At 66.3% G+C, this 25,949-nt stretch carries 21 protein-coding genes; 16 read left to right on the top strand and 5 right to left on the bottom strand.

The features are described 5' to 3' along the window. Positions 1-48: 48 nt before the first annotated feature. The 8 genes from CA260_RS03725 (at position 49) to CA260_RS03690 (ending at position 10,128) form a co-directional block, all read left to right on the top strand. Complete coding sequence (locus CA260_RS03725; RefSeq protein ID WP_111981080.1) at positions 49-405, top strand: DUF1304 domain-containing protein; 357 nt, start codon at positions 49-51, stop codon at positions 403-405. Positions 406-442: 37 nt separating this feature from the next. Next, positions 443-1,105, top strand: coding sequence for a M24 family metallopeptidase (locus CA260_RS03720; protein WP_111981079.1), 663 nt, complete (start codon positions 443-445; stop codon positions 1,103-1,105). Between the two features lie 207 nt (positions 1,106-1,312). Beyond that, positions 1,313-2,914, top strand: coding sequence for a peptide chain release factor 3 (locus tag CA260_RS03715; RefSeq protein WP_111981078.1), 1,602 nt, complete (start codon positions 1,313-1,315; stop codon positions 2,912-2,914). A 126-nt stretch (positions 2,915-3,040) separates the two neighbouring features. Beyond that, positions 3,041-3,958 (top strand): CPBP family intramembrane glutamic endopeptidase, encoded by a 918-nt coding sequence (locus tag CA260_RS03710; protein ID WP_111981077.1) that lies wholly within the window; start codon positions 3,041-3,043, stop codon positions 3,956-3,958. A gap of 72 nt (positions 3,959-4,030) precedes the next feature. Further along, positions 4,031-7,699 (top strand): response regulator, encoded by a 3,669-nt coding sequence (locus CA260_RS03705; RefSeq protein WP_111981076.1) that lies wholly within the window; start codon positions 4,031-4,033, stop codon positions 7,697-7,699. Beyond that, the gene (locus tag CA260_RS03700; RefSeq protein ID WP_111981075.1) at positions 7,696-8,565 is read left to right on the top strand and encodes a CheR family methyltransferase; all 870 of its coding nucleotides are present in this window, start codon (positions 7,696-7,698) and stop codon (positions 8,563-8,565) included. The genes CA260_RS03705 and CA260_RS03700 overlap by 4 nt, the downstream gene beginning before the upstream one ends. Position 8,566: 1 nt before the next feature. Then, the gene (locus CA260_RS03695) at positions 8,567-9,136 is read left to right on the top strand and encodes a chemotaxis protein CheB (protein WP_111981074.1); all 570 of its coding nucleotides are present in this window, start codon (positions 8,567-8,569) and stop codon (positions 9,134-9,136) included. Further along, a complete protein-coding gene (locus CA260_RS03690; RefSeq protein WP_111982986.1) occupies positions 9,133-10,128 on the top strand; it encodes a diguanylate cyclase domain-containing protein in 996 nt (331 codons plus the stop codon). Before CA260_RS03695 ends, CA260_RS03690 begins: the two co-directional genes overlap by 4 nt. Positions 10,129-10,131: 3 nt before the next feature. Here CA260_RS03690 and CA260_RS03685 read toward each other — a convergent pair whose 3' ends face one another. Genes CA260_RS03685 through CA260_RS03675 form a run of 3 tightly spaced genes read right to left on the bottom strand, consistent with a single transcriptional unit; the run spans position 10,132 to position 14,066 of the window. Continuing rightward, the gene (locus tag CA260_RS03685; protein ID WP_111981073.1) at positions 10,132-10,602 is read right to left on the bottom strand and encodes a hotdog fold domain-containing protein; all 471 of its coding nucleotides are present in this window, start codon (positions 10,600-10,602) and stop codon (positions 10,132-10,134) included. A gap of 58 nt (positions 10,603-10,660) precedes the next feature. After that, positions 10,661-13,132: an acyl-CoA dehydrogenase gene (locus CA260_RS03680; RefSeq protein ID WP_111981072.1), complete on the bottom strand. Its 2,472-nt coding sequence runs from the start codon at positions 13,130-13,132 to the stop codon at positions 10,661-10,663. 43 nt (positions 13,133-13,175) lie between these two features. Further along, positions 13,176-14,066, bottom strand: coding sequence for an alpha/beta fold hydrolase (locus tag CA260_RS03675; RefSeq protein WP_111981071.1), 891 nt, complete (start codon positions 14,064-14,066; stop codon positions 13,176-13,178). Between the two features lie 122 nt (positions 14,067-14,188). On the opposite strand from CA260_RS03675, the gene CA260_RS03670 reads away from it, so the two are divergent. The 5 genes from CA260_RS03670 to CA260_RS03650 all read left to right on the top strand — a co-directional run bounded on the left by CA260_RS03670 (position 14,189) and on the right by CA260_RS03650 (position 18,887). Beyond that, the gene (locus tag CA260_RS03670) at positions 14,189-14,767 is read left to right on the top strand and encodes a TetR/AcrR family transcriptional regulator (protein ID WP_038615280.1); all 579 of its coding nucleotides are present in this window, start codon (positions 14,189-14,191) and stop codon (positions 14,765-14,767) included. A gap of 235 nt (positions 14,768-15,002) precedes the next feature. Beyond that, on the top strand, positions 15,003-16,763 hold the full coding sequence (locus CA260_RS03665) for a phosphoenolpyruvate carboxykinase (GTP) (RefSeq protein WP_111981070.1): 1,761 nt from the start codon (positions 15,003-15,005) through the stop codon (positions 16,761-16,763). 210 nt (positions 16,764-16,973) lie between these two features. Then, entirely contained in the window at positions 16,974-17,522 is a 549-nt protein-coding gene (locus tag CA260_RS03660; protein WP_111981069.1) for an RNA polymerase sigma factor, read from the top strand. Beyond that, positions 17,519-17,965, top strand: coding sequence for a hypothetical protein (locus tag CA260_RS03655; RefSeq protein ID WP_111981068.1), 447 nt, complete (start codon positions 17,519-17,521; stop codon positions 17,963-17,965). Before CA260_RS03660 ends, CA260_RS03655 begins: the two co-directional genes overlap by 4 nt. A gap of 19 nt (positions 17,966-17,984) precedes the next feature. After that, a complete protein-coding gene (locus CA260_RS03650) occupies positions 17,985-18,887 on the top strand; it encodes a DUF4097 family beta strand repeat-containing protein (RefSeq protein WP_111981067.1) in 903 nt (300 codons plus the stop codon). Between the two features lie 72 nt (positions 18,888-18,959). Here the strand turns inward: CA260_RS03650 and CA260_RS03645 are convergent, their stop codons facing one another. After that, positions 18,960-19,862 (bottom strand): hypothetical protein, encoded by a 903-nt coding sequence (locus tag CA260_RS03645; RefSeq protein ID WP_111981066.1) that lies wholly within the window; start codon positions 19,860-19,862, stop codon positions 18,960-18,962. A 264-nt stretch (positions 19,863-20,126) separates the two neighbouring features. Here CA260_RS03645 and CA260_RS03640 point away from each other — a divergent pair, with 264 nt between their 5' ends. After that, positions 20,127-23,027: a bifunctional diguanylate cyclase/phosphodiesterase gene (locus tag CA260_RS03640; RefSeq protein WP_111981065.1), complete on the top strand. Its 2,901-nt coding sequence runs from the start codon at positions 20,127-20,129 to the stop codon at positions 23,025-23,027. Positions 23,028-23,132: 105 nt separating this feature from the next. Here the strand turns inward: CA260_RS03640 and CA260_RS03635 are convergent, their stop codons facing one another. Continuing rightward, positions 23,133-24,032: an Hsp33 family molecular chaperone HslO gene (locus CA260_RS03635; RefSeq protein WP_111981064.1), complete on the bottom strand. Its 900-nt coding sequence runs from the start codon at positions 24,030-24,032 to the stop codon at positions 23,133-23,135. A 121-nt stretch (positions 24,033-24,153) separates the two neighbouring features. Here CA260_RS03635 and mtgA point away from each other — a divergent pair, with 121 nt between their 5' ends. Beyond that, the gene (mtgA, locus tag CA260_RS03630; protein ID WP_111981063.1) at positions 24,154-24,894 is read left to right on the top strand and encodes a monofunctional biosynthetic peptidoglycan transglycosylase; all 741 of its coding nucleotides are present in this window, start codon (positions 24,154-24,156) and stop codon (positions 24,892-24,894) included. Positions 24,895-24,956: 62 nt separating this feature from the next. Continuing rightward, complete coding sequence (locus CA260_RS03625; protein ID WP_111981062.1) at positions 24,957-25,907, top strand: glycosyltransferase family 2 protein; 951 nt, start codon at positions 24,957-24,959, stop codon at positions 25,905-25,907. The last annotated feature ends 42 nt before the right edge of the window (positions 25,908-25,949 follow it).

The following is a 25,949-nucleotide window of genomic DNA, read 5'->3' as shown; positions in this document are numbered from 1 at the left end:
CGCCGGGGACTGCAACACTTCGCGCCTCGTTCAGCCACTTTCGAACCCATGTCCCTGCTCGCCTTGCTCGTCGTCGCCTTCATCGCCCTGCTGCACCTGTGGTTCCTGGTGCTGGAGATGTTCCTGTGGACCCGACCGTCGGGCCGGCGCGCGTTCGGTCTCAGCGAGGAATTCGCGCAGCAGTCGAAAGTGCTCGCGGCCAACCAGGGCCTCTACAACGGCTTCCTGGCTGCCGGCCTGCTGTGGGGCCTGTGGCTGGGCGCCAGCGGACGCCCGGTGATCCTGTTCTTCCTGGGCTGCATCCTGGTTGCCGGCGTGTTCGGCGGGCTGACCGCCACGCGCAAGGTGTTGTGGATCCAGGCGCTTCCGGCCTTCATCGGCATCGTGCTGATGCTGCTGGCCTGACCGGCGCCTTCGCGTGCCTCCGACGGACCCCGCAAACATGAGCCATCCTCGCCAGGAAGCGGTCGGCGACCGCTTCGATCCGCAACTGATGCAGCACGCCCGTGAACGCACCTGGGCCGCGCTGCAGGGCATCCGCGCGCGCATGCAGCCAGGCATCAGCGAGGACGAGGCCAAGGCCATGGCGCTGGAGGTGTTCCAGAAGCTCGGCATGGAGCGCCTGTGGCACCCGGTGATCATCCGCATCGGGCCAAACACGACCAAGACCTACCGCGAGCGCTCCGAGCCCGGCGTGCGACTCGGCGAGAACGACATCTACTTCATCGACCTCGGCCTGGTGTTCTCGGGGCACGAGGGCGACGCGGGCGACACCTTCGTGACCGGCCACGCTCCGCAGCAGCAGGCCTGCGCCGAGGCGGCGCGCCAGCTGTTCCATCTCGTCGCCGACGCCTGGCGCTCCCGCGGCCTCAGCGGCGAGGCGCTGTACGCCTTTGCCGAGCGGCAGGCCGAGGCGATCGGCTGGCGGCTCAACCATGAGATCAAGGGCCACCGCGTCAGCGATTTCCCGCATGCGGTGCACAAGGCGGGCGACCTGGGCGAGCTCGGGGAACGGCCTTCCAGCGGGCTGTGGATCCTGGAGATACAGATCGCCCATCCGACCGAGCCGTATGGGGCGTTTTATGAGGACTTGCTGACGGCCTGAGCCGACGAAGCCCACCCGCTGTAGGAGCGCACCCAGTGCGCGACCGCGAACCACGCTCACTCTCAGTGGCAGGTCTTCGCCAAACCCTCGCGCGCTACCGCCCGGTAAGGCCATCGCGCACTGGGTGCGCTCCTACAAGGGCTCAGGCTGCCCGCACCCCTCCTCCGCCCTTGGTACAATGGCCGGTTCGCGAGCCCAGAAACCGCCATGTCTACCCATCTCACCGAAACCCGCCGCCGCCGTACCTTCGCCATCGTCAGCCACCCTGACGCGGGCAAGACCACGCTGACCGAAAAGCTGCTGCTGTTCGGCGGCGCGATCCAGATGGCCGGCTCGGTGAAGGGCCGCAAGGCCGCCCGCCACGCCACTTCAGACTGGATGGCGCTGGAAAAGGAGCGCGGCATCTCGGTGACCTCCTCGGTGATGCAGTTCCCCTACGAGGGTCGCATCGTCAACCTGCTGGACACCCCGGGCCACGCGGACTTCTCCGAGGACACCTACCGCGTGCTCACCGCGGTGGACTCGGCGCTGATGGTGATCGACTGCGCCAAGGGCGTGGAGGAACGCACCATCAAGCTGATGGAGGTGTGCCGCCTGCGCGACACGCCGATCATGACCTTCATCAACAAGCTCGACCGCGAGGGCCGCTCGCCGATCGAGCTGCTGGACGAAGTGGAATCGGTGCTGGGCATCGCCTGCGCGCCGCTGACCTGGCCGATCGGCATGGGCAAGCGCCTGAAGGGCGTGTACCACCTGCTGCTCGACGAGGTGCATGTATTCGAGCAGGGCAAGAATTTCACGCGCCAGGATTCGACCATCTTCAAGGGCCTCGATGCCCCGGGCCTGGAAGCGGCGATTGGCGCCGAGGCGCTGGCCGAGCTGCGCGACGAGCTGGAGCTGGTGCAGGGCGCCTCGCATCCGTTCGATGTCGAACAGTACCTGGCCGGCAAGCTCACCCCGGTGTTCTTCGGCTCGGCGGTGAACAACTTCGGCGTGCAGCTGCTGCTGGACTTCTTCGTCGAACACGCGCCCTCGCCGCGTTCGCGCGCCACGCTCTCGCGCGAAGTGAAGCCGGACGAAGGCGACCTCACGGGCTTCGTGTTCAAGATCCAGGCCAACATGGACCCGGCGCACCGCGACCGCATCGCCTTCATGCGCGTCTGCTCGGGCACCTACAGCGCCGGCATGAAGATGATGCAGACGCGCACCGGCAAGGAGGTGCGCATCGCCAACGCGCTCACCTTCATGGCCAGCGACCGCGAAATCGTGGAGAACGCCTATCCCGGCGACGTGATCGGCCTGCACAACCACGGCACCATCGGCATCGGCGACACCTTCACCGAAGGCGAGATGGTCAGCTTCACCGGCATCCCCAACTTCGCGCCGGAACTGTTCCGCCGCGCGCGCCTGCGCGATCCGCTGAAGATGAAGGCGCTGCAGAAGGGCCTGGCCCAGCTGTCCGAGGAAGGCGCCACGCAGTTCTTCCGCCCGCTGATGAGCAATGACCTCATCCTGGGCGCGGTGGGCGTGCTGCAGTTCGACGTGGTGGCCTATCGCCTCAAGGACGAATACGGCGTGGATGCCACCTTCGAGCCGGTCACCGTGGCGACCGCGCGCTGGATCCACTGCGACGACGCCAAGAAGCTCGAGGAATTCCGCGAGAAGAACGCCAACAACCTCGCCATCGATGCGGCGGGCGAACTGGTCTATCTCGCCCCCTCGCGCGTGAACCTGCAACTGGCTCAAGAGCGCTCGCCGGCCGTGCGTTTTTCGGCCACCCGCGAGCACGCGACGTCGGTCGACCTGTAAGCGTACTGGCCGCATGCATCGTCACCCGGCTTGCACCGGGATGACGATGCATCGTTCTTGCGGGCACCCGCCCAGATCCGGCAACTCGAACTGGTAACCTCCCGCTGTCACAGGGAGCCCAACCGCATGTCAGCCAGCCAGATCGCCTTCACCACGCCGGTTACCGCCACGCCATGGCAACGCTGGATGGTGTTCTCGCCCATCGCGCGTATCGTCTTTTTCATTGCGCTGTTTCTCATCCTGTTCAAGCTGAGCTCGACCGCAGCAGCCGCATTGGGCTTCTTCGGCCCCGGCACCTCCCGCCTGACACACGCGTGGGGCAACCTCTTCGTGCAACTGCTCTCCACCGTGGTCAGTTACGTCATCCTGGTGAAGGCCGTAGAGCGACGGCCCCTGCGGGAATTCGCCCTCCGCGACCTGGCCATGCTGGGACCGGCAGGCCTGTTGCTGGGCGCCGCGCTGTTCAGCACGGTGGTGCTGATGCTGTGGCTGGCGGGCAGTTACCACGTGACCGGCATGAACCCCGGCGTGGATTGGCTGCCAGCCGTGCTGACCGTCGGGTTGTCGGCCGGCATCGGCGAGGAAATCATCACGCGCGGCGTGCTGTTCCGCATCGTCGAGGAAGGCCTGGGCACGTGGTGGGCACTGGCCATTTCCGCGCTGTTCTTCGGCGCGGCGCATATCTTCAATCCGGGCGCCACGCTGTGGAGCTCCCTGGCCATCGCCATTGAAGCCGGCGTGCTGCTTGCCCTGCTTTATCACGTCACCCGTTCACTGTGGCCGTGTATCGGTTTGCACGCGGCGTGGAACATCATGCAGGGCACCGTGTTCGGCATTCCGGTATCCGGCACCAGCGCCCAGGGTTGGCTCAGCTCCAGCCGCAGCGGCCCCGACTGGCTGACCGGCGGGGAGTTCGGCGCGGAGGCCTCCGTGGTGGCGTTGCTCATCTGCTCATGCTGCTCGGCGTTGCTGTTGGTCATCGCGCTACGCCGCGGCACGATCGTGCCGCCCGCGTGGCGTCGACGCGGCCCCGTCACGCCCTGACGGCTATGCTCGCCTTCACAAACGTGTGACTACCCTCAGCGCCACCGCCCGGCCAGCACGACACAGGTCACGATGAACCAGACACGTACTGCCAACACCCGCAGCAGGTACTCCTGGCTTGCGCACCAGCCGATGCAATACAAGATCCTCATGGCGATCGGCACCTTGCTGCTGCTGTTCGTCATCTCCGGCATGGTCACCCTGCAGTCGGTCGGTCGCCAGACCACGAGCTGGCATTGGGTCAGGCATACCTATGACGTCCAGTTGAAGCTGGATGACCTCACGGAATCGCTGCTGCGCAGCCAGCTTTCGGTTCGCACCTATGTGCTGACCCGCGATCCGAAGCAGCTGGATGCGTTCCATCGGTACAACAACGAAAGCGCGACGAATATCGCGGAGCTGCGGCGCGTCACCGCCGACAACGCCTTGCAGCAATCGCGCATCGACCAGTTGCAGGCGCTCAACCTCAAGTGGCAGCAGGAGATCACCGCGAAGGGCGTGGACGCGATCCACAGCGTCAGCAATGCCGATCCGCTGGCTGCCGCCATGCAGCGCGAGCGCATCCAGAGCACGTACCTCGGCGAGCTGTCGGTGCCGATGGACGAGGTGCTCGACGTGATCAAGCAGATGGACGCGACGGAGCAGTCGCTGCTCGACGAGCGCGAAGAAGCGCAACGGCAGGACCTGCGCTTCGTGCAACTCGTCACCGGCCTCACGACCCTGCTCTGCCTGCTGCTGGGCGCGTCCGTCATCCGTATGACGTTGCGGCTCATCACCCGCCCCATCCGGCGCATAACCGACCTGATGACGCGCCTGGCCAATCACGACCACACCATCGAGATCCGTTCGGTCGAGCGTCGCGACGAGATCGGCGAGATCGCCCGCGCCCTGCAGGTCTTCAAGCAGATGGCGATCGAAACCAGCGAGCAGACCTGGGTGAAGACGCACGTCTCGCAGATTGCCGGCGACCTGCAGACGGTGAGCGATCCACGCGCATTCGGCGATCGCCTCACCGGGACGCTGGTGCCCCTGCTGCAGGCCGGCGTGGGCGTGTTCTACCTTTTCGACGAGGAACACGACCATCTGCGCCTGTCGGGCAGCTACGGCTACCAGGAGCACGACCATCTCAGTGCCGGGTACGCGCTCGGCGAAGGCCTGGTAGGCCAGTGCGCGATCGGGCACAAGCCGATCACCTTGCAGGAGGTGCCCGAGGATTACGTGCGCATCCGCTCGGGCACGGGCGAATCGTCACCGCGCTCGATCACCGTGATGCCGCTGGTGCTGCGGGACAAGCTGCTGGGCGTGCTGGAGATCGGCAGCTTCCGGCACTTCACCGAGACCCAGCTGCGCCTGCTCGAGGAACTGCTGCCGATCGCCGCGCTGTCGCTGGAAAACCTCGGGCGCTCCCTGCGCACGCAGGACCTGCTCAAGCGCACCAGCGAACAGGCGGACGAGCTGCGTGCCTCGGAGGAAGCCCTGCGCCGCCAGCAGGAGGATCTGCAGGCCACCAACGAGGAGCTCAGCGCGAAGACCCACGAGCTGCAGGAGCAATCGCAACGCCTGCTTGCCTCGGAAGAGGAGCTGCGCGTACAGACCGAAGAACTCCAGGCGTCCAACGAAGAGCTTCGCCAGAAGACCGACACGCTCAACAGCCAGAAGCAGATGCTCGAAGCGCTGCAGCGCGAAACGCAGGAGAAGGCCGAGGAGCTGGCGCGCGCCAGCCAGTACAAGTCCGAGTTCCTCGCCAACATGTCGCACGAGCTGCGCACGCCGCTCAACAGCCTGCTGATCCTTTCGCGCAGCCTCGCCGACAACCGCGAGGGCAATCTCGACACCGACCAGGTGGAATCGGCACGCATCATCCACGACTCCGGCAGCAACCTGCTGCGGCTCATCAACGACATCCTGGATCTTTCCAAGGTGGAAGCCGGCAAGATGGAGGTCGTGCTCGACGACTTCCCGCTCGCCGATCTCGAACGCGCGCTGCGCCGCACCTTCAACCACGTGGCGCAGGACAAGCAGCTGGGCTTCCACATCGATATCGATCCCTCGCTGCCGTCGGTGATCTGCACCGATGCGCCCAAGCTCGAACAGGTGGCGAACAATCTCATCGGCAACGCGTTCAAGTTCACGCACCAGGGCGCGGTCAACGTACGCATCGGACGTCCAACGGCCGCGATGGCGTTACCGGAAGCACTGCTCGGCAAGGACCTGGTCGCCATCGCGGTGAGCGACAGTGGCATCGGCATTCCGCAGGACAAGGTGCAGAAGATCTTCCATGCCTTTGAACAGGTGGACGCCAGCACCAGCCGCCAGTACGGCGGCACCGGCCTGGGCCTGACCATCTCCAAGCGCATCGCCGAGCTGCTGGGCGGCGATATCGTGCTGGAAAGCGACATCGGCCACGGCAGCACCTTCACCATCCTGCTGCCGTTGCAGGGACCGTCCTCGACGGCCGTCGCGCCGGCTTCGGTACCTGCACCGGCGCCCGCCGTGCCGCGTCCGGCCAAGACCTCGGCGCTGCTGCCGGAAGCCGTGGAAGACGATCGCGACAGCATCGTCGCGGGCGACACCGTCATCCTCATCGTCGAAGACGATCCGGTCTTCGCGCGCATCCTCGCGGACATGGTGCGCCGCAAGGGATATCGCGTGCTGGTGGCGATGGATGGCGAATCGGGCCTGCAACTGGCCGTGCAGCACGCGCCCACCGGCATCCTGCTCGACGTCATGCTGCCGGGCATGGACGGCTGGACCGTAATCGAGCGCCTCAAGGAGAACCCGGCGACGCGCCACGTGCCGGTGCATTTCATCTCGGCGGTGGACGAAGCCAGCCGCGGCCGCGATCTCGGCGCGGTGGGCTTCCTCACCAAGCCGGTGAGTCGCGAGGCCATCGGCAGCGCGTTCGACCGGTTGCTGCACTTCGCCGAAGGCCATACGCGCCACCTGCTGATCGTCGACGACGATGCCGACTCACGCACCGCGCTGCGCACCCTGCTGCGCCAGGACGACATCGTCATCGACGAAGCCGGCAGCGCGGAGGACGCGCTCAAGCAGCTCGGCGATAACGCCTACGACTGCATCGTGCTGGATCTCGGCCTGCCCGGCATGTCAGGCATCGAGTTCCTGGAGCAGCTGTCGGCCAGCGGCCGGATTCCGCCGGTGGTCATCTATTCCGGCCGCGAACTCAGTCGCGAGGAAAGCCTCAAACTGCGCCAGTACACCGACAGCATCGTGATCAAGGGCGCGCGTTCGCCGGAACGGCTGATGGATGAAGTGAGCCTGTTCCTGCACAGCATCCAGGGCGGGCAGCAACGCCGTACGACATCGGCGCCGGCCAACGCGGCCGCCATGCCGGACGCCAGCCAGCTGCGCGATCGCAAGGTGCTGCTGGTGGACGATGACATGCGCAACCTGTTCGCCCTGTCCAAGGTGCTGCGTGGCTGGGGCATGCAGGTGAGCATGGCGCAGGACGGGCAGAAGGCGCTGAAGGTGCTGACCGACCACGGCGACGTCGAGCTGGTGCTGATGGACGTGATGATGCCGGTGATGGACGGCTACGACACCATCCGGGAAATCCGTGCGCAACCGAAGTTCACGCGCCTGCCGATCATCGCACTGACCGCCAAGGCCATGCGCGGCGATCGCGAGAAGTGCCTCGAGGCTGGCGCCAACGACTACCTGTCCAAGCCGATCGACATCGACAAGCTGTCGTCGATGATGCACGTGTGGCTGTATCGATGAACGGGCCGGCCCACCAGGCGCCGCTCGCGGATGCCGACCTCCTGGATATCGAGGTCGAGCTGTTCGTGCGCGCGCTCAAGCTGCGGCATGGTTACGACTTCAGCCAGTACGCGCCCGCGTCGCTCAAGCGGCGCATCCTGCAGCTGGTGCAATCACAGCAGACGGGCACCGTGAGCGAACTCACGGCGCGCCTGCTGCACGAACCGGCGTTTCTCGCCATCGCATTGGAAGGCCTGTCGGTGCCGGTATCGGAGATGTTCCGCGATCCCGACGTGTTCCGCGCCCTGCGCGAACAGGTGTTTCCCGTGCTCGCCTCCTATCCGCAGATCAACATCTGGCAGGCCGGCTGCGCGCACGGGCAGGAGGTGTATTCGCTGGCCATCCTGCTGGAAGAGGCCGGCCTGTACGAGCGCGCCCAGATCTACGCGACCGATTTCAACGAGAACGCGCTGCACCATGCGCAGGAAGGCATCTATCCGGCGAAGGAGGCGCAGCTGTGGTCGCGCCATTACCTGGCCGCCGGCGGCAGCCAGTCGCTGGCCGACTACTACAGCGCGCGCTACGAACTGATCAAGCTCGACCAGCGGCTGCGTCGCCACGTGATCTTCGCCAACCACAACCTGGTCACCGATGAAGTGTTCTGCGAAGCCCACCTGGTGCTGTGCAGGAACGTGCTGATCTATTTCTCCGATCCGCTGCAGGATCGCACCCTCGCGCTGTTCCGCGACAGCCTCGTGCGCGGCGGCTTCCTGTGCCTGGGCACGCGCGAGAGCCTGGACTTCGCGCCCTCCGCGACCGATTTCTCCGCCGTCAATGCGGCCCTGCGCATTTATCGCCTCGGCTCGCGCAACCCGGGTACGGGCTGACATGGCCGCACCGCAGGCCATCGTCATCGGCTGTTCGGCGGGTGGCCTGACCGCGCTGGAGACGCTTTTTTCCGCCCTGCTGCCCAATCTGGAACAGGCCATCGTCGTATGCTGCCACACCGGTTCGTCGACAGTGGAGCTGATGTGTGAACTCCTTGCGCAGCACGCCACGTTGCCCGTGGTCGAGGCAAGCGAACGCGCACCGCTGGAGGGCGGCGTCATCCATGTCGCGCCCAGCGGCTACCACCTGCTGGTGGAAGCCACCCGGCGCTTCGCGCTGTCGGTCGATGAACGCGTGAGCTACGCCCGCCCCTCGATCGACGTGCTGTTCGATTCGGCGGCCGAGGCCTACCGCGACGCCCTGATCGGCGTGGTGCTTACCGGCGCCAACAGCGACGGCGCCCACGGACTCGCATGCGTGCGCAGCAACGGTGGCCTCGCCATCGTGCAGGACCCTGCCGACGCCGAGGCGGCGGCCATGCCCATGGCGGCGCTGGAAATCGCCGGCGCCGACTACTGTGCTCCCCTGGCGGCCATCGCACCGCTGCTCAACCGTTTATGCCTGCCATGAACATGCATGCTCCCAAGATCCTCGTCGTCGACGACACACCGGCCAACCTGGTCGCCATGCGCCACCTGTTGGCCGACAGCGGTGCGCAGCTGTTCGAGGCCGGCAGCGGCAATGAAGCGCTGGCGTTGTGCCTGGACCACGAGTTCGCGCTGATCCTGCTCGACGTGAACATGCCCGAGATGGACGGCTTCGAGGTGGCATTCCTGATCGGCGAAGACGAGCGGCTGCGAGACACGCCGATCATCTTCGTCACGGCGGCCTATGCCGATGACATCAATCGCGTGCGCGGCTACCACTTCGGCGCGGTGGATTACATCGCCAAGCCCATCAACGACATGATCCTGCAGTCCAAGGTGCGCGTCTTCCTCGAACTGTACCGCGCGCGCGCGGCACTGAAGGCGACGCTGGAAGAGCTGGAAGAGCGCAACGACCAGCTCAATTGGGAAATCGGCGAGCGCATGCGCATCGAGGAGCACATCCTGCACCAGGCCACGCACGACACGCTTACCGGCCTGCCCAACCGTACGCTGTTCCACGACCGCCTGACCACGGCCATGCAACGCGCACCGCACCACCTGACGCAGTTCGGCCTGGCCCTGCTCGACATCGATGGCTTCAAGGGCGTGAACGACAACCACGGCCACCCTGCCGGCGATGCCCTGCTGCAGGCCATCGCCCATCGACTCAGCGGCGAAGTACGTGCCAACGATACGGTGGCGCGGCTGGGCGGCGACGAATTCGCGGTGATCCTGGAGGACATCGATGGTGCGTCCTCGCTGGTCAGGCGCTGCGAAGAGCTGTGCGCGCTGCTCGCCCGACCTTATCCGCTGGAAGGACGCCACGGCCCGTTCGTGGCCAACGTGAGCGCCAGCATCGGCGTGGCGCTGTGGCAAGGAAGCACGCAAGGCGACGAAGAACTGATCCAGTGCGCCGACCGCGCGCTCTACCAGGCCAAGGACGCGGGCAAGAACCGCTGCGTGCTGGCCTCCTGACGATCAGGCGTCCTTGCGCGGCGACACCCACATGTCGATGCGTGCACGGAACACTTCTTCGCTAGCCGCGTTGCGCACGCTGACGTTGACGGGCCACGCATAGCCGCTGGTCGCTTCGGCGGCGGCGGATACCGGCGTCGCTTCCGCACGCAGCGTGCCCTTCGCCTTGGCCAGGTATTCCACCGCCATGCTCCTGGGAATCCAACGCATGCGCGACGGAATGGTGACATCGGTCATCATGCCGGCGGTGAGTTCCGCGGCGTTGCACAGCGCAATCGCGTGCACCGTGCCGATGTGGTTGTGCACGCGGCGGCGATCGCGGATGTCCACCGCGCAGCGCCCTGGCTCCAGCGCCACGAAACGCGGCGCGATGGTGGCGAAGTACGGTGCCTTGAAGCAGATCAGGCGGCCGTACAACCAGCGTCCGCCCGGCAACGTCACCAGCCGACGATACAGCGACAACGCCTGACTCATGGCAAACCTCCCGCGCGGGCGGAGCCCTTGCTCCGCCCTGGTCGTACGACGATGGGAATCAGGCCGCGTCGGCCAGCTTCTTGTTGCGATCGGCGCGCGTCACGGCCGAGCGCAATTCCGCCGGATCGAAATCGTCCACCGCGATGAACTCAGCCACGCCATCGCGCACGCGCTTCAACAGGTCGTGTTCGGGCGCGGTGATCACGCCGGCCTGCAGCGCCTCGGCGAGTTGGCCGTTGTAATCGTGCGACTTGAACTGGCCCGCCTTCTGCGCCTTGCCGAACTTGCGCTCGACCGGCTCGGCCGCGATCACGTCGGGCAGCAATGCGTTCATGCGGCCAATGGTGTTGTTCGCGGTCGGCGCGAGATACACCCATTCGGTGAGGCGATCGCGCGCCTCGCCCGGTGCCGTGATGATCGCGGCCACGCGACGGCCCAGGCGATCCGACGGTGGCACTTCGCGGCGACCGAACGGGAACACCAGCGCACGCAGCAGCCACGCCACCGGCTTCACCGGGAAGTTGCGGATCGCCCCATCCAGTGCCATCTGCGTGCGCCACATGCACTCGTGGAACGCCCAGGCCAGCAGCGGACGATCCGCTTCTGGACGGCCGGTGTCCTCGTAGCGCTTGAGCATCGCACTGGCGATGTACAGGTAGCTCAGCACGTCGCCCAGACGCGCGGAGAGCTTTTCCTTGAACTTCAGCTTGCCGCCCAGCACGCCCATGAAGGTGTCGGCGCACAGCGCCAGCGCCGCCGAGTAGCGGTTGAGCTTGCGGTAGTAGCGGCGCGTGTACGCATCGCCCGCGGTGTCTCCGATGCGCGAACCGGTGATGCCCAGCGTGAAGCTGCGCACCGCGTTGGAAATGCCGAAGCCGATATGGCCGAACAGCGCGCGGTCGAACGTGCGCAGGCGGTCGCCGTAATCGGCGATCGACAGTGCCTGCATTTCCTTCAGCACGTAGGGATGGCAACGGATGGCGCCCTGCCCGAAGATCATCAGGCTGCGCGTCATGATGTTCGCGCCTTCCACCGTGATGGCGATCGGCACGCCCTGCCATGCGCGGCCCGCGTAGTTCTTCGGGCCGAGCTGCACGCCCTTGCCACCATGCACGTCCAACGCATCACCGGCGATCACGCGACCCCATTCGGTCGCGTGGTATTTGGCGATCGCCGACGGCACCGCCGGCTTCTCGCCGCGATCTACCGCCGCCGCCGTGGCGCGCGACAGCGCAGCCGTGGCGTAGGTCAGGCCGCCGATGCGCGCCAGCGCTTCTTCAACGCCTTCGAAACGGGCGATGGAAAGACCGAACTGCTTGCGCATCCGCGCATACGCACCCGTGGCCGCCACGGCAGCGCGCACGCCGCCCGTCGCATTGGACGGCAGCGAGATCGCGCGACCCACCGAGAGGCATTCCACCAGCATGCGCCAGCCATGGCCGGCCATGTGCGGGCCGCCGATCAGCGTCGACAGCGGCACGAACACGTCCTTGCCGTGCAGCGGACCGTTCTGGAACGGGATATTGAGCGGGAAGTGGCGGCGCCCGATTTCCAGGCCTGGCGTGCTGCGCGGCAACAGCGCCAGCGTTATCCCCAAGTCTTCCTTGTCGCCCAGCAGCTTCTCCGGGTCATACAGGCGGAAGGCAAGGCCCACCACCGTGGCGATCGGCGCCAGCGTGATGTAGCGCTTGTCGAAGGTGAGCTTCATGCCCAGCGTCTCGACGCCATCCACTACCTGCTTGCAGACGATGCCGAAGTCGGTGATCGACGTAGCGTCGGAGCCGGCGTACGGACCGGTGAGCGCGAAGCAGGGGATTTCCTCGCCCACCGCCAGGCGCGGCAGGTAATGGTTCTTCTGCTCGTCGCTGCCGTAGTGCAGCAGCAGTTCCGCCGGACCCAGCGAGTTCGGCACCGCGACGGTGGAGGCCACCGTCGCCGACATGGTCGCCAGCTTCTGCAGCACCGCCGAATGCGCCAGCGCCGAGAAGCCCAGGCCGCCGTACTGCTTCGGGATGATCATGCCGAAGAACTTGTGCTTCTTGATGAAGGCCCAGACTTCCGGCGGAAGATCGGCCAGCTCGTGCGTGATCTGCCAGTCGTCGATCATGCCGCACAGCTCTTCGACCGGACCATCCATGAACGCCTGCTCCTCCACGCTCAGCTCGGGCTTGGGCTGCTTGAGCAGCTCGTGCCAGTCGGGCTTGCCGGAGAACAGTTCGCCTTCGAAGCCGACGGTGCCCGCTTCCAGCGCGGTCTGCTCGGTTTCCGACAGCTTCGGCGTCACCTTGGCGAACATCTTCAGCAGCGGCGCGGTGATCTGCTTGCGGCGGAAGGTCTTCATCAGCAGCGGCACGGCGATGCCGAGCTCGATCACCAGCAGGACGAAGGTAGTCCACGGCGCGCCGGTGAGCGCACCGACCACGACGGTGGCCACCACCGTCACGATCGCCCACGTACGCAGGCTGCTGCGGTGGTAGGCACAGGCGCCGGTGGCAATCAGCGCCGCCAGCAGGGTCAGGATCACGGACATCACAACACCTCGTTACGGATGACGACTTGGTTGTTCGGGGGAATCACGCAGTCAACGCATCGCTGCGGTCGGTACGGGAAAGCTCGCCCACGAAACGTGCGATTTCGCGGGTGAAGGCATCGTTGGCGTCGCCGGCCACCATATGTGTCGCGCGTGGCAGTTCCACGTGCTCGGCATGCGGCACCAGCTTCAGGAATTCATCGACGGTATCGCGCGACACCACGTCGCTGCGTCCGCCCGAGAGCAGCAGCAGCGGCACGCGCACCTTCGCCGCCGCGGCCATCAGGCGCGGCTGGTAGCGTTCGCTTTCGTGGATCAGCTGGCCGCCCAGCAACGCAGGATCCCAATGCCACCGCAACCGGCCATCGCTGCCTTCGCGCAGCAAGGGACGAAGCTGGTCTTCGGATTTGCGGCCGGCGCGATGCGGCAGGTAGCGGGCGATTTCCTCGGCCGCCTCGGCATAGCTGGCGAACCCATCGGGATGGGCCTGCATGAAGGCTAGGATGCGTTCGACGCCGGCGGTTTCCCAGCGTGGCGTGATATCCACCAGGACCAGCGCCCGGAACGCCTGCGGGTCGATCTCGCCGGCCAGCATCAGCCCCAGCAGGCCGCCCATGGACGCACCGACCAGGATCGGCTTGCGCAACTCGGCATGCGCCAGCAGGCGCAGGTCGCCGACGAACTGTTCCATGTGGTACTCGCCGCCCGGCAGCCAGCTGCTCTCGCCGTGGCCGCGCGCGTCGAAGCTGACGCAGCGATATCCCTGCTCCGCCAGGGCGGCCGAGGCGCCACGCCAGGCGCCACGGGTCTGGCCGAAGCCGTGGGCGAACAGCAGCGTGGGGGTTCCCGAGGGATGGCGGACCTCGACCGACAGCTCCAGGCCGTCAATCGAGGCCATCCGCGTCACGGTCTCTTCGATGGGTGTCGTTACCATACGCATGAGTATGGATTGCGGCAAACCGCCACGTCAATATGCGCCGCCGCAGCCGTCTCCCGGTTCAACGATGTCACCCGCCGGGCGCCGTGCAAGGTCCCCGACTGCGTTAACATACGGGCATGAATGCAAGCGCCAAACCTGAACGTACCCGTCTTTCCGCCGAAGATTGGGAAGATGCGGCCCTCAAGCTGATCGCCGACCAGGGCGTCAATGCCCTCGCCGTGGAAGCCCTGGCCCGCCAGCTCGGCGTGACCAAGGGCAGCTTCTACTGGCACTTCCGCACCCGCGAAGCCCTGCTTCAGGCCGCATTGGAACGCTGGGAGCAGTACGGCGAGCGGGAAGTCATCTCGCAGATCGAGGCCATGCCCGATCCGCGCGCGCGCCTGCCGGAACTGTTCCGCCGCGTGGCGCACGAGCTGGCGCCCCACCGCGTGTATGCCGCCCTGCTGAAGGCGTTGGACCATCCGCAGGTGGTGCCGGTGATGGCCCGCGTCTCGCAGCGCCGCATGGAGTTCCTCACCAACATCTACAAGGAAGCCGGGCTCGAGCCGGTCGAGGCGCTCAACCGCGCCCGCCTGACCTATGCCGCCTACGTGGGCTTCCTGCAGCTCAACTTCACGCTGGGCCTGCCGCGGATCAGCCACGAGGAGTTCGACGCCTACGTTGAGCACATGATCCGGACGCTCACGCCGAACTGAGCTGGGTCGGTGTCCGCTGACATGAAACGCCGCCCTTGGGCGGCGTTTTTTTATGGCGTCCGCCCACTGGTAGCAAAGGCCGCAAAGTGGTCTGCAACGAGGCTTCTAACTGCTCGCCCGGGCAGCGATTTATGGTGCGCCCAGTTGCCTTTTGCTGCGTTACAGCTTGCGATGCCAGTGTTCGTAAGTTAGCGTTTCTGCTCTTTTTTGGCTTAAGACCAGAGTGAGGAACGTGATGTCGAGCAAGCTGGAATCGCTGCAACGCTGGGTTGACGAAGTGGCGGCCCTGACCCGCCCCGCGAAGATCCACTGGTGCGACGGCTCGGACGCTGAATACCGCCAGCTCGTGCAGCAGATGCTGCAGACCGGCGACTTGATCGAGCTCAATCAGGAAACCCACCCGGGCTGCTACCTGCACCGCTCAAGCCCCTCCGACGTGGCCCGCGTCGAACACCTCACCTTCGTCTGCACCAAGGACGAACAGGACGCCGGCCCGAACAACCACTGGATGGCCCCGGCCGACGCGCACGCCAAGATGGACGCGCTGTTCGAAGGCAGCATGGAAGGCCGCACGATGTACGTGATCCCTTATTGCATGGGCCCGATCGATTCCCCGCTGGCCCGTTGCGGCGTGGAAATCACCGACAGCCCGTACGTGGTGGCCAACATGCGCACCATGACCCGCATGGGCGCCGCCGCGCAGGCGCGCATCGAGCGCGAAGGCACGTTCGTGAAGGGCCTGCATTCCACCGGTGAGCTCGATCCGGAGCGCCGTTTCATCATGCACTTCCCGGAAGAACTGACCATCAAGTCGTACGGCTCCGGCTACGGCGGCAACGCGCTGCTGGGCAAGAAGTGCCACGCGCTGCGCATCGCCAGCTTCCAGGCCAAGTCCGAAGGCTGGCTGGCCGAGCACATGCTGATCGTCGGCATCGAGAATCCCAAGGGCGAAACGCACTACATCGCCGCCGCGTTTCCCTCGGCCTGCGGCAAGACCAACCTCGCCATGCTCATTCCGCCGGAGGGCTACCGCAAGGACGGCTGGAAGGTGTGGACCGTGGGCGACGACATCTGCTGGATGCGCCCCGGCGCGGATGGACGTCTATACGCGATCAATCCGGAAGCGGGCTATTTCGGCGTTGCCCCGGGCACCAGCGACGCGACCAATCCGAACGCGCTGACGACCATCGCGCGCGACACCATCTTCACCAACGTCGCCGTCACCGCCGACAACCAGCCCTGGTGGGAAGGCCTGCCGGGCAAGCCGGTCACCGACTGGCAGGGTCGTCCGTACGATCCGGCCAACGGCCCCGCCGCGCATCCCAACTCGCGCTTTACCGTGAGTGCCAGGCAGTGCCCGACGTGGTCGCCGCGCGCGGAAGATTCGCAGGGCGTGCCGATCAGCGCGATCGTCTTCGGCGGCCGCCGCCCCTCGCTGGTGCCGCTGGTATTCGAGGCGCGTGACTGGGCGCACGGCGTGCTGGTCGGCGCGGCCATGGGTTCGGAAACCACCGCCGCCGCCACCGGTGCGGTGGGCGTGCTGCGTCGCGATTCGATGGCGATGAAGCCGTTCGCCGGCTACCACTACGGCGACTACTTCCGTCACTGGCTGTCGTTCGACAAGCCGGGCGCGAAGCTGCCGAAGATCTTCCACGTGAACTGGTTCCGCAAGGGTGAGGATGGCCGCTTCCTGTGGCCCGGCTACGGCGACAACCTGCGCGTGCTCGAATGGATGATCGACCGCGTCGAAGGCCGCGCCAAGGGCCGCCAGACGCCGATCGGCACCGTGCCCTCGGACGGCGAACTGAAGCTGGACGGCCTCGCCCTGGATCGCCGCACCGTCGACGCCCTGCTCGACGTCGACCACGTCGGCTGGAGCGACGAACTCGCAGCCATCGGCGAATACCTGCACAGCTTCGGCGATCGCCTGCCGGACCAACTGCGCGCCGAACAGCAACGCATCGCCAAGGCCCTGAAGACCGCCGAGGCCGCGTAAGCGCACGCCGGCCCGGGCGGCCGGCGCATTCCCTTCGGGGAGCATGCTCTTCTGTGGGAGCGCACCCTGTGCGCGACGGGCACACCGCAACGTGGCCGTCGTACACAGGGTGCGCTCCCACCGTCGTCTCCGCCGGCTCTAAACCCTTCCGCGCCTGCCCGCATCCAAGCTGGCAAGATGACCGCAGCCTGCCCAGCCACCGATACCTTGATGACGCCAGCGCCCGCCGCGGAGCCTACAGACACGGACGACGTCCGCGCGGCTGCCGCCGGCGACAGGCAGGCCTTCCATCGGCTGTACCGGCTGCACGTCGATCGCGTGTACGGCGCGGTCTATCGCCTCGCCGGCTTCGACCATGCCCGTGCGGAAGACCTCACGCAGGATGCGTTCGTGCGCGCCTGGCAGAAGCTTTCCGGGTTTCGCCATGAAAGCTCGTTCGGCACCTGGCTCTACCGGCTGGCAGTCAACGTCGCGCTGATGGACATCAGGGCGCGCGGCGCCGATCCGGTGAGCATGATGGCCGAGGACGACCTGCCGGATCGCGGCGAAACGCCGTTCTGCGCAGCCGAACGCGAAGAACTGGAGCGTGCCATCGGCAAACTGCCGCCACGGGCACGAGCAGTACTGGTATTGCACGACATCGAAGGCTGGCGCCACGAGGACATCGGCGTCGAGCTGGGGATGGCGGTGGGCTCGTCGAAAGCGCAGTTGCATCGCGCGCGTGGCCTGCTGCGAAAAGTATTGGGAGAAAGCGCATGAACGAATTCGAATGGCTCCGCCAGACCCGCGCATTGCGCGAACCGGTATCGCCACGCCACGACCTGTGGCCGGCGATCGATGCCGCGCTGGATGACGCCACCTCGAAGGCGCCCGAAGCGCCTCGCCGCAGCACCGCGCAACGTGCGCAAGGCTGGCTGCTGGCTGCCAGCTTCGCAGGTCTGTCGGTGTTCGCCGGTAGCCTCGCGGTGCATCTGCGCGATCGTCCGCTCGCCACGGCGGCAGCTTCGGTCGCGCCGGATCTCGAGCGGTGGCGTCCGTCCGATCCACGCCTCGCAGGCGCCGCCGTGGAGTTCGACGCCGCCAGCATGGAACTGCGCCAGGCCATGGAACAGGCACCCCATTCACCCGCACTGCAGCGCCTGCTATATCGCATGCAAAAACAACAGTCGCAGCTGCGACAGTTGGAACACCAGGCTGGTTGAGTCCAGCGGAGCCTTCACCATGAAAACCGCACGCATCCTTCCACTCCTGCTCAGCCTGTCGATCGGCCAAGCCCTGGCCGATACGCCCATCAACCTCAGCCACGACGCAACGCCCAACGCGCGCATCAGCGTCAGCAACGTGAAGGGCGCGGTCACCATCACCGCCTGGGATCGAAACCAGGTGCAGGTGGGCGGCCGACTCGGCGAGGGCGCGAAGCCGCTCGCCATCGAAGGCAGCGACAGCAGCATGACGATCCGTGTCGAATCGCAGGGCAAGTCCGGCTGGTTCAACTGGAACAACGAGAACTCGATGGGCTCCACCACCCTCGACATCCGCGTGCCCAAGGGCGCCTCGCTCGACGTGGACGTGGTGAGCGCGCCGCTCAGCATCGACGGCATCGAGGGCGGCAAGATCAAGGCCAACACGGTCAGCGGCAAGGCACGCGTGAACGCACGCTCGCCCAGCATAGACGTGGACAGCGTGAGCGGCAGCATCGAGCTCGCCGGCAATGCCGATCGCGTGGCGCTGCAGACCGTGAGCGGCGACATCCTTGCGCCCAACGTGGGCAGCGACGCGGAACTGCAGACGGTCTCCGGCCGCATCCGCGTCAGCGGCGGGCCATGGCGCAAGCTCAACCTCAGTACCGTCTCGGGCGATGTGCAGCTCGCGGGCGGCCTCGCCCCCAACGGCACCTTCGACGTGGACAGCATGAGCGGCGACGTGCAGGTCCAGGTGCCATCCAATCTCTCGGCGGTGATCCACGCCAACACCTTCAGCGGCGACCTGCGCAGCGACTTCGGCACCGTGCAGAAGGTGGAACACGGCCCTGGCAGCGAACTGCAGGCGACCGCGGGTTCGGGCAGCGCCAAGATGAAGATCGAAACCTTCAGCGGCGACCTGCGTATCCGTCGACAGGACTGAGCAGACGCGTAACGGAAAACGCCGGGCAATGCCCGGCGTTTTTTTGTCGATTCGCCGAATGGCTGGCGCCGATCAGAGATCCTGGTGGTACTGCACGTACGGCGTGCGCGACTGATCCGGTTCCGGTCCGGCCGGCGTATTCACGCTGTTGCCGGACGACCACAGGTTCTGGGCGCCGATGCTCAATTGACCCTGCCACGGCAACCGCCAGGTGACGCCGAGATCGATGCTGCTCCAGCGGCGATCCGGGTTGTAACCCGCGCCCGGCACACCGGCCTGCGGCTGCATGGTGCGGCCAACGATGCTGCCGCTCAGCGGACCGCTGTCCACGCCGAAGCTCAACGCCTTCTGGTCGAGTGCATTGATGCCAAGCAGGTTGCCCGGAAGCAACCGCACGCGGCCCACGCTGGCGCCCACGTCGATGCCGCTCTTGGCGTCCAGCGCCAGGCGGCCGTGCGCGTTGAGCTGGGTGCTGCTGTCGAAACCGGCCAGGCCGTTCACGCCGGGCGTGGCGCCGGGAAGCAGGCGAGGCAGGTTCGCATTGCCCGGCACGGTGTCCGTGCCGACGCTCAGGCCCAGGCTGTAACGGCCCTGGCTGTACGTGGCGCCCACTTCGCTTCCGACCACGCGCGGTGCCTGGTTGTTGGCCCAGTCATGCTCGCTGACGCCAAAGTGCGCCTGCAGGTTGGGCGCCAGGCCGTACTGCACGTCCGAGGACTGCACCGTCCCGGCATCGAGCGCGCGGAACTGCAGCGGCGCACCGGCCTGCTGCGCGGCCGCCAGCGTCTCGCTGCGGCTCTGTACCGCCAGCCACTGCCCGTTGGCGCCGCGCCACAGTGGTACGGAACCCATGTTGGACGAATCCTGTGCGATCAAGCGGTTGGCCGTACTGTCGCGCCAGTCACCGGCCGCAGTCTGCCCTGCCGCAACAAACGGCACGAACAGCAATGGCAATGACAAGATCAAACGACGCATGTACGCGATAACTCCCGCGGCACCTGGATAACGGGCTGGAAGTCGCCCCCTCCCAGAGACGATCACGCCGTAACGATACCACGTTTTACTTTTTACTAACACCCAAATGTTGGCTTTGTGAAGCACGTCCGGTTGGGGGCGGATCACGTTTTTTTGACATTTTGGAGCGCAATTGGTTCCACACGCAGCGCAGCCAGCGACAAAGCTGAACAGAGGCGCTATATAGTCGTTTCTGTCGACTACGCGCGGACTCGCCTGCGACTGATGACTTCGGCCCCGACCAGTAAAACGCCCGTGCCATGGCCGGCAGAAAGAGGTGTCGCCGCCATGCATGCCGCCGTGGAACGCCTGTTCCGCGCGGCGGATGCTGCCAGCGTGCTGGAAATCTGCGAGGCCATGCTCGGGGAACTGGGCGTGGAGGGACGCCTGCATTGGCGCCTGCTGGGCGATCCCGTCCACCTCGACAAGGAGGTGATCCAGCTGGACCTGGCGGAAGATCCCCAGGCCCTGCGCTCGCTGGTGCTTGAGCTGCCGGCCACCGCCGCCTACGACGCCCAGCGTGACCACATGGCCTGGATCGGCCGTCTGGCGGCGACGCGCCTGCGCCAGCTCGCCGAAACGTCCCGCCTGTACGAAGCCATCTCGCGCCTTGCGCTGGCCGAGCGCCTGCAGCGCGCGCTGTACGCCATCGCCGACCAGGCCGGCGCCGAGCACAACATGACCGAGATGATGCATTCGCTGCACGCCATCCTCGGCAGCCTGATGTACGCGGAAAATTTCTACATCGCGTTGTACGACCCGGCCACCGACGCGGTGCGCTTTCCGTACTACGTGGACACCATGGACAAGGAGCCGCCCTCGCCCGACGAGACGGTGCCGCTCCAGGAAATGCGCCACAGCCTGACCTGGAACCTGCTCCAGTGCGGCCAGGCGGTGATGGGCTCGTTCGCCGAACTGGCCGAGCAGTTCAAGGGTCGCTTCATCCAGGTCGGCCCCGTCTGCGAACACTGGCTAGGCGTGCCATTGCTGCGCGACGGTCGCGTGGTGGGCGGCATCGTGATGCAGAGCTATCGCGAGGACACGCATTACACCCAGCACGATCGCGAACTGCTGAGCTACGTGGCCAAGCACGTGCAGACCGCGCTGGAACGGCGCGAGGCGCACGAAGAACTGGAGCGGCGCGTCTCCAGTCGCACCGCGGCCCTGCGTGAAGCCAACCGCGTGCTGCGCCAGCAGGTGCTGCAGCGCCAGCGAGGCGAGCGCCTGCAGGCCGCGCTGTTCCGCATCGCCGAGCTGGCGAATGCCTCGGAGAGCCTGGACAACTTCTACGCAGCGGTACACCGCGTGATCGGTGGCCTGCTGTACGCGCGCAATTTCTACATCGCGCTGCTGGACGAAGAGCAGAAGACGCTCACCTTTCCCTACTCCGTCGACGAGTTCGACACGGTGCGCGTGCCCCGCGCCCACGGACGGGGTGTCACCGAATATGTCTTGCGCCATGGCAAGCCGCTGCTGGCCAATCCCGAGGAATTCGACCGGCTCGAACGCGAAGGCGAAGTCAGCCATCGTGGTTCGCGCTCGGTCTGCTGGCTTGGCGTCCCGCTGATCTGGGGCGACCGCGCGATGGGCGTGCTGGCGGTGCAGAGCTACTCGCCCGAACATACCTACGACGTGCGCGACCAGGAACTGCTCACCTTCGTGGGCTACCACGTCGCGAACGCGCTGCAGCGCAAGCACACCACCGAATCGCTGAAGCAGGCCTATGCGAGCCTGGAGCGCCGCGTCACCGAACGCACGCGCGCGCTTGCATTGGCCAACCGCGACCTGCGCGAACAGATCGCCGAGCGCGAACGCGTCGAGCGTCGCCTCAAGTACGAAACCCTGCACGACTCGCTGACCGGCCTGCCCAACCGCACGCTGCTGCTGCAGCGCCTGGAGCAAGCCCTGCAGCGCTATCACGGCGACACGCAGGAATTGTTCGCCGTGCTGTTCATCGACCTCGACCGCTTCAAGGTCATCAACGATTCGGTCGGACATCTGGTCGGCGACGACCTGCTGTTCCAGGTAGGCGGCCGCATCCGCGCGTGCCTGAAGACGCGCGACGTGGTGGCGCGCCTGGGCGGCGACGAGTTCGCCGTGCTTGCCGAAGGCATTACCGATCCGAAGATGGCCCTGCTGATCGCCGAACGCATCATCGACGAGCTGCAGGCGCCGTTCCGCCTCGGCGCGAAGGAGATCTTCACTTCCGCGTCGATCGGCATCGCCCTGCCCAGCCCGCATTACCAGCGCCCGGAAGAACTGCTGCGCGACGCGGACGCCGCGATGTATCGCGCCAAGGACGAAGGACGCCACCGCGCCGCCGTGTTCGACGATCGCCTGCGCCGCGAGGCGCTGTCGTTGCTGGAGATGGAAGGCGACCTGCGCCGCGCGCTGAGCCGCAACGAATTCGTGCCGTTCTACCAACCCATCGTCGCGCTGCAGACCGGCCGCACGGTGGGCTACGAAGCGCTGCTGCGCTGGCGCCATCCCGATCGCGGCCTGCTGACGCCGGCGGATTTCCTCGCCGTGGCGGAAGAAAGCGGCTGCGCGGAAAGCATCGACTGGCAGATCTTCGAGCAGGTCTGCGCCCAGGCCGAAGCGCTGGCGGGGCCCGACGGCTTCGTCAGCATCAACGTTTCCGGCCGGCATTTCCGCTCGGCCGATCTGGATCGCCAGCTGCTGGACCTGATCCAGGCGCATCGCCTGCCGCCGCGCTGCCTGCGCATCGAAGTGACCGAGCGCGCGCTGCTCGAGAACGCCATGCAGGTGAAGCGCATCCTCGACAACCTGCGCTCGCACGGCGTCAGCATTGCGCTGGATGACTTCGGCACGGGTTATTCGTCGCTGAGCTATCTGCACCAGTATCCGATCGAGACGCTGAAGATCGATCGCTCCTTCATCGTCGAACTGCCGCGCGAAGGCGGACACGGTACGGCGGTGGTGCGCGCGATCCAGGCGCTGGCCAACTCGCTGCAGATGCAGGTGATCGCCGAGGGCATCGAGGATGAGGACCAGCGCCAGGCCCTGCTGCGCATCGGCTGCCGTTTCGGGCAGGGCTTCCTGTTCGCCACGCCGAAGATGGCCGAGGTGTGGCTGCAGCGCGAGCATCACTTCGCCTTGCCCTGAGCAAAGATCGGCCTCAGCCTTCTTCGTCATTCCGGCACAGGCCGGCATGACAGGCAAAAAAACGGGCCCTTGATGGGCCCGTTTTTCGAGACAGCGATCCCTGGATTACTGCGCCGTGCTCGGCGCGCTGGCCTGCGGGCTCGGGCTGAGCAGGTGTTCGGCATCGATGCGGTCGAACGTATAGCGCTGGGCGCAGAACTCGCAGATCACTTCGATCTCCCCTTCACGCGCTTCCAGCGCCGCTTCCACTTCGTCACGACCGAGCGAGCGCAACACCGCTTCCACGCGCTCGCGCGTGCAACTGCAGCCGAAGGCCAGCGGGCGCGGTTCGAACAGGCGCACCGATTCCTCGTGATAGAGGCGATACAACAATTGTTCCGGCGCGGTGGTCAGCAGCTCCTCCTGCCCCAGCGTCGCCGTGAGGTGCTGAATGCGCGTCCACGCGTCCTCGTCCTGCACGGCGTCGATGCCGCCTTCCTCCGGCAGCTTCTGCAGCATCAGGCCGACCGCGTGCTCGCCATCGGCCGCCAACACAATGCGGGCCGGCAACTGCTCGGACTGGCTGAAGTAATTTTCCAGGGCCGACGCCAGATCCGGATGCTGCAGGTCCACCAGGCCCTGGTAGCGCTGGCCGCGCTCGGCATGGCCGATGGTGATGGCCATGATGGCGTTGGGCAGCGCGGCCAGGTCAAGCGTCTCCGGCAGCGGATCGCTCCAGCGCGCCAGGCCGCGCAGGCGCCCCTGGTCCGTGCATTCGGCGAACAGCAGGCGCAACGGACCGGTGCTCTTCAGTTCGACCGAGAGCGCACCTTCCAGCTTGATGTTGCCGGTCAGCAGCGCGCTGGCGGCGAGCGTCTGCCCCAGTACCGAGCGCAAGGCGGCCGGATACGCCGAGCGGCCGGCGACCTCGCGCCAGGCCGCGCCCAGGCGGACCAGCACGCCGCGCACGCCGGCGCGTTCGAGCATGAATCGATGCAACACATCTTCGACAAGCACGGTTTCCACAGCGCGGGACCTCTCAAGGGCAATGCCGTTATATGGGGGACGTTTGGCCAGGCTCAACTCGCAGGCGCGGCAGGGGAAGGATGGCCCTTTATACTGCCGCGACCTTCGTCCATGCACCGCCATGACCTCACGACGCCCGCTGCTAGTCCGCCTGCTCCGCCCGCTTGCCCTGCTCGTGCTGTCCTGGCTGGCCTTGAGCTTGCTGATGGTGCTGGTGCTGCGCTTCGTGCCGCCATGGACGTCGGCGGTCATGATGGAACGCCAGCTTGGCGCCTTGCTGCATGGCGAGAAGGATTTCCACGTGCGCCATCGCTGGGTGCCGTGGAATCAGGTCTCGCCATACGTGCCACTGGCGATGGTGGCGGGCGAGGATCAGAAGTTTCCGTTCCACCATGGTTTCGATTTCGATTCGATCCAGGATGCGATGGACGCCGCCGACGAAGGGCGGCGCCTGCGCGGCGCCAGCACGATCAGCCAGCAGACCGCCAAGAACCTGTTCCTCTGGAATGGGCGCAGCTTTGTCCGCAAGGGCCTGGAGGCGTATTTCACCGTGCTGATCGAACTGACCTGGCCCAAGCAGCGCATCCTCGAGGTGTACATGAACATCGCCGAGCTGGGCGATGGCATCTACGGCGTGGGCGCGGCCAGCGATGCGTACTTCCGCACACCGCCGTCGCGGCTGAGTCCTGCGCAGGCGGCCCGGCTCGCGGCCGTGCTGCCCAGCCCACGCCGCTTTCATGCCGATCGCCCCAGCGCCTATGTGCAGGGGCGCGCGAACTGGATCCAGCAACAGATGGGCCAGCTGGGCGGTCCGGGATACCTGGAAGGCCGCCAGGCCATCCGCGAAACCCGCCGGCGCTGACCCTCGCGCCCGTGCGGGCCCTGCACTAGCATGCGGCGACCTTCCGGGATCATTGCAGCGACATGCCACGCCTCACCATCGTCGTGCCCGCCTACAACGAAGCCGCGGTGCTGGAAGCGTTCCACGCCCGGCTCAATCGCGTGCTCGACGACCTGCCGATGGACTGCAGCGTGCTGTATGTCGATGACGGCAGCAGCGACGACACCTGGTCGTTGATCGAAGGAGTGGTCCACCGCGACGCGCGCACCGGCGCCATCAAGCTGTCGCGCAACTTCGGCAAGGAAGCGGCGCTGACCGCCGGCCTCGACCATGTCGACGCCGATGCCGCCGTGGTGATCGACGCCGACCTGCAGGATCCGCCCGAGTTGATTCCCTCGCTGGTGGAACGCTGGCGCGAGGGCTACGACGTGGTCTATGCGACGCGCACGGCCCGCGAAGGCGAAACGGCCCTCAAGCGTCTCACGGCGTCGCTGTTCTACCGCAGCATGGAGCGACTCTCCGACACCAGCGTGCCGCGCGATACCGGTGATTTCCGCCTGCTTTCGCGCCGGGCCCTCGAAGCGCTGCGCCAGCTGCGCGAGCGGCAGCGTTTCATGAAGGGCCTGTTCACCTGGATAGGCTACCGCCAGACCGCGGTCTACTACCTGCGCGAACCGCGCCAGGCCGGGCGGACCAAATGGAACTACTGGCGATTGATGCAGTTGGCCATCGAAGGCATCACGTCGTTCTCCACGGCGCCGCTGCGGCTGGCGACCTGGGTCGGCCTGCTGTCGTCGGTGCTGGCCTTCCTGTATGGCACCTGGGTGTTCGGCAAGGCCGCGCTTTATGGCGATCCCGTGAAGGGTTATCCCTCGCTGATGGTGGCGATCCTGTTCCTGGGCGGCGTGCAGTTGCTGGCCCTGGGCGTGATCGGCGAATACCTGGGCCGCAACTATGCGGAAGCCAAGCAGCGCCCGCTGTACTTCATCGAAGAACGGCGCCGGCCTCGCGCGGAGATCCGCAGCCCGCTCTAGCTGCGCTTCACATCCCCCCAACACCACGCCGACGATGCGGCG

Source organism: Dyella jiangningensis (assembly GCF_003264855.1).
Taxonomy (GTDB): domain Bacteria; phylum Pseudomonadota; class Gammaproteobacteria; order Xanthomonadales; family Rhodanobacteraceae; genus Dyella; species Dyella jiangningensis_C.
This window is presented reverse-complemented; position numbering and strand designations above follow the sequence as displayed.